Raw genomic sequence first — 4,929 nt, 5'->3', positions numbered from 1 at the left:
AGGGCGAATAAGGTATGGAAGGCGCAATTTTAGCGGGAGCGGAGCCCTTTGCCTTTCCGGGCGGTGACGTCGGCTGCCTGCTGGTGCACGGTTTTACCGGAAATCCCTCGAGTATGCGGCCCATGGGCGAATACCTGGCCGGCCAGGGTTTTACCGTGGTCGGACCGCGGCTAAAGGGTCACGGCACGAGAGTGGAAGATATGTTTAACAATACATACCATGACTGGATCGCGTCAGCCGAGGCGGGCCTGGAGGAAATCCGCAAGCAGTGCCGCACCATATTCGTAGCCGGCCTCTCCATGGGGGCTACGCTGGCGCTGCACCTGGCCGGCAGCCATCCTGATACCGTGAAGGGCGTGGTCCCCATTTGCGGTCCGGTCTTCATGAAAGATTTTCGGATGATCTTTCTGCCGCTGATCCGCCCCTTCGTGAAAACCGTACCCGGTGTGGGCAGCGACATCAAGGATCCCGCGGTTACGGAACTCTCTTATGACCGGGTTCCCCTTGCGGCGCTGGGAGAGCTGCTAAAGCTGTGCCGCCTGGTGAATGACGAGCTGCCCCGGATCAAGCAGCCGGCGCTCATTTTTCAGTCACGGGAGGATCACGTGGTCCATCCTTCCAACGCTCCCTATATTTTAGAGCATATCGGCTCGGCTGAAAAAGAGCTGGTCTGGCTGGAGAACTCTTATCATGTGGCCACGCTCGATTTTGACAAGGAGCTGATTTTCGAAAAAACGGCGCAATTTATGCGGCGGCATTCTTAAATTGCGGGGAGGCGATCACCATTACGGCGCGCATACTCTCTATTGACCAGGGTACTACCGGTACCACCGCGATCCTCTGGGATGAGCGGGGCCTGCCCCTGGGCCGGGCCGCCCGGGAGCACAACCAGTATTATCCGCGGCCCGGCTGGGTTGAACATGATCCTGAAGAGATCTGGGCGGCCACCCTGGCCGTGGCAAAAGAGGCCTTGCAGGAAGCGGAGGTGGTACCTGCTGAAATCACGGCCATCGGCATCACCAACCAGCGGGAAACCGTGGTTTTCTGGGAGCGCTCCACCGGCAAGCCGCTGGCGAACGCCATTGTCTGGCAGTGCCGCCGCACGGCGCAGCTCTGCCATGAGTTGAAAGAAGCCGGACGGCTGGAGCTCTTTCAAGAGAAAACCGGGCTGGTCCTGGACCCCTACTTCTCCGGGACGAAGATTAACTGGGCACTGGAGCATATCCCCGCTATCCGGGAGGCGGCCCGCAGGGGAGAGCTGGCCTGCGGGACCATTGACAGCTACCTGCTCTTCCGGCTTACCGGCGGCCGGGTCCATGCCACCGATTACTCCAATGCCTCCCGCACCCTGCTCTTCAATATCCATACGCTGGAGTGGGACCGGCAGCTGCTGGAGATCCTGGGAGTTCCGGGAAATATCCTGCCGCAGGTTATGCCGAGCAGCGCCATTTTCGGCGAAACCGACCCCGCCGCTTTTCTCGGCGTGCGGGTGCCGGTTGGCGGGATCGCCGGCGATCAGCAGGCCGCCCTTTTCGGCCAGGCCTGTTTCGACCCGGGCATGGTGAAGAACACATACGGCACCGGCTCTTTTCTGCTGATGAATACCGGCGGCAGGGCCATCCGCTCAGATGCGGGGCTGCTGACAACAATCGCCTGGGGAATTGACGGGGCCGTCACTTACGCCCTGGAAGGGAGCATCTTTATTACCGGCGCAGCGATCCAGTGGCTGCGCGACGGGCTGCAGATAATCGACCACGCCTCGGAAACGGGGCCGCTGGCGGAGCAGGTTGAGGATAACGGCGGCGTCTACCTGGTGCCCGCTTTCGTGGGGCTCGGCGCCCCTTACTGGGACCCCTATGCCCGCGGGCTTCTCATCGGCATAACCCGGGGCACGACGCGGGCCCACCTGGCGCGGGCCGTGGTCGAGGCAATGGCCTACCAGACCCGCGATGTGCTCGAGATCATGCGCCGCGAAGCGGAGATTCCCCTGGGCGAGTTGAGGGTTGACGGCGGAGCCGGCGTGATGGACCTGCTGCTGCAGTTCCAGGCGGATATCGCCGGCACGTTGGTGCGCCGTTCGGCCACGCTCGATACCACCGCCCTCGGGGCCGCCTACCTGGCCGGCCTGGCGGCGGGGGCCTGGCCTGGCCGCCAGGCGCTGGCGGAGCAGTGGCGCGAGAGTGCCTCCTTCCGGCCCCGGATGGAAGAGTCGCAGAGCGCCGCCCTTTACCGCGGCTGGCTGCGAGCGGTGGAGAGAGCGCGCGGCTGGATTGAAGAAAGCTGAAGCCGTCCGCGTCACGCAGCCGGGACCGCCGGAGGAGAACTGGGCGCGCAGTAATTATTTTTTTTAAGAAAAAGGCCGTAGATTTACCCGGCAGGAGGCTTGATCATGTCCTTAAAAGTATTTCACACCGCCGATCTGCACCTGGGGATGACCTTCGGCAGTCGCAGCTACCCGGAAGAGGTGCAGCGGCAGCTGGTGGAGGCGCGCTATGAAGCGCTGGAGCGGCTGGTGGAGCTGGCCAACGAGGCGCAGTGCCGGCTCTTCCTGGTAGCCGGGGATCTCTTTCACCGGGTGCAGATACCCCGTGAAATAATTGCCCGGGTGATGCGGAGCCTCTCCCGTTTTCAGGGTGATTGCGTTGCCGTATTGCCGGGCAACCACGATTACTGCGACGGTTACGGAAGCCTCTGGAAAGAGATGCGGGAGCTCGCCCCCGACTCGCTGCTTTTGCTTATCGATACGGTTCCCTATCCGCTGCACGATTACGGGATTGACGCGGTGCTTTACCCCGCTCCCTGCCACCGGAAGCATTCCCGGGATAACAGGCTGGGCTGGATCCGCGAACTGGCGGAGCGGCCCGCCGCCGGGTGGCAGCTCGGAGTGGCCCACGGCACGGTGCGGGGGATCTCGCCCGACCCGGAGGGAGAGTATTTTCCCATGGATGAGGACGAGCTGGCCGGGCTGAGGCTGCACCACTGGTTTCTCGGGCACACCCATGTGCGCCATCCCGATCTCGAGCAGGTGCAGGGGGCTCTCTTCTGCTTCAGCGGCACCCCCGAGCCTGACGGCTTCGACTGCCGGCACGGCGGCAGCGCCTGGATCACCACCCTGGAGGAGGGCGGCGATGTCCACTGCCGCGCCGTTTCCACCGGACAGTTTCGCTTTATGGAGATTGTCCGGGAGCTGCGCGGTACCGCCGACCTGGATGAGCTGCAGGAGGAGCTGCGGCAGGCGGGAAAAGGGGTCCTGGTGAAGCTGCGTCTCACCGGTTTTCTGCCGGAGGAAGCCTACAACGCCCGCCGCCGCCGTCTCGACGAGCTGCGCTCCGCCCTGCTCTACCTGGAGGACGATGACAGCGCCCTGGCGGTGGAGCTTTCGGCGGAGCTCATCGAATCCCGCTTCCCTGCCGGCTCCTTCCCCCAGCGCCTTCTTTCCCGGCTGGCGCAAAAAAATGACCCCGCCGCGCTGCAGCTGGCTTACCGCCTCATCGCCGAGGTGAAGAGATGATTATCGAAGAGATTAAACTTAACCCGTTTGGCGCTGTCAGAGACAAGGCCTACTCTTTCCAGCCGGGTCTGAATGTGCTTCTCGGGCCCAATGAAGCGGGCAAGAGCACCCTGGTCAATGCCCTCTTTGCGGTCCTTTTTTTGCCGCCCGACTTGAGAAGGAGCTCGGAGGATTGGAAAAATTTCATGGCCAGGTGCCTGCCCCATCCCGGAGGCGATACCTGCCGGGTGAGCCTGCAATTCCGGGATGCCGACGGAGAGCGCTTCAACTACACCTGCTCCTGGGGAGAGATTAGGGAGGCCCGGCTGATGCCGGAGAGAGGCGCCGAGGTCAACAACCCCGCCGCCGTCCGGGAGCGGCTCTTGCAGGCGCTCTCTTACGGCCGCGCCACATACGAGGCGGTGCTCTTCGCCCGCCAGGATGAGATGGAGCGCACCCTGGAGAGGCTGGGCCGCGACGGCGAGGCGTCGCGCACCATTGCCGGGATCCTGCGGCGGGCGGTGATCGAGGCCGGCGGCGTCTCGCTGGAAGAGCTGGAGGCGGCCCTGGAGGAGGCCTCCCGGGAGCTGCTCCAGAACTGGGACCTGTCGCGGGACGGCCCCAAAGGCGGCCGTGGCATCGACAACCCCTATGTAAGGGGAAGGGGACGGCTGCTGTCCGCCTACTACGAGAGCGAAGAACTGCGGCGCGAACTGCGACAGGCGCGCGAGCTGGAGAGGCGGGCCGGCGACCTGGCCGGGCAGCTGGAGAAGGCGGCGCGGGAGAGGGCGGAGACGCTTGAGAACTTAAAGGCGATGGAGCTCCTGGAAAAGGATATCCGCCGCCGCCTCGCCCTGGAGCCGCAGCTGGAAAAAATCGAAATGCAGGCCGAAGGCTGGAGAAAGGCGCTCCTTGAATGGCCCAAGGTTGCAGGCCGCGACTCTGAGCTGACCCGGAACCTGGAGAAAGATAGTGAAAAGCTGGCCGCGCTTAAAAAAGAGCTTGAAGAGGCCGGGGCGCAGCAGGCGGCGCAGCAGAAGCGCGAGCTGCTGCGGAAGGCCGGGCCGCTCCAGGACAAGATCGAGGAAATCGACCGGGAGCTTTCCGGGCTGGTGAAGATTGGCCGGAACGATCTGCACGATTTAAAGGAGTGGCAGAAGAAAGCGGGCGAACTCAGGGCCGTAGTCGGGGCGATGAAGCTGAAGGTGCGCTTCGCCACCCGCAGGCCGATGGAGCTGAAGGTAACCGCGGGCCTGGAGCAGCCCGCGATGACAAAAATAGAGCAGGAAGCTGCATTTGAAGGGGCGGGGCGCCTGCTGCTGGAGAGCCCCGACTGGCTGCTCGAAGTGCAGTCCGGTGAAGGCGACGTGGAGAGCCTGCTTCGCGAAATAAAAGAGGCCAGGGAATACCTGGAGGAGAGGCTGAACTCCCTGGGGGTG

At 63.5% G+C, this 4,929-nt stretch carries 4 protein-coding genes; all 4 read left to right on the top strand.

All coding sequences use genetic code 11. From position 1 onward, the window contains the following. Window positions 1-14 precede the first annotated feature (14 nt). A complete protein-coding gene (locus ACE4YL_RS06525) occupies window positions 15-764 on the top strand; it encodes an alpha/beta hydrolase (RefSeq protein ID WP_461369402.1) in 750 nt (249 codons plus the stop codon). Between the two features lie 20 nt (window positions 765-784). Next, window positions 785-2,284, top strand: a complete 1,500-nt coding sequence (glpK, locus tag ACE4YL_RS06520) for a glycerol kinase GlpK (RefSeq protein ID WP_461369403.1) — start codon at window positions 785-787, stop codon at window positions 2,282-2,284. Between the two features lie 105 nt (window positions 2,285-2,389). Beyond that, the gene (locus ACE4YL_RS06515) at window positions 2,390-3,511 is read left to right on the top strand and encodes a metallophosphoesterase family protein (protein WP_461369401.1); all 1,122 of its coding nucleotides are present in this window, start codon (window positions 2,390-2,392) and stop codon (window positions 3,509-3,511) included. Next, a partial coding sequence (locus ACE4YL_RS06510; RefSeq protein ID WP_461369400.1) for an AAA family ATPase occupies window positions 3,508-4,929 on the top strand: 1,422 nt, incomplete at its 3' end. The genes ACE4YL_RS06515 and ACE4YL_RS06510, both read left to right, overlap by 4 nt.

Origin of the sequence: Candidatus Darwinibacter acetoxidans (assembly GCF_041936445.1) — a bacterium.
Taxonomy (GTDB): Bacteria; Bacillota; Limnochordia; order Darwinibacteriales; family Darwinibacteriaceae; genus DTU010.
This window is presented reverse-complemented; position numbering and strand designations above follow the sequence as displayed.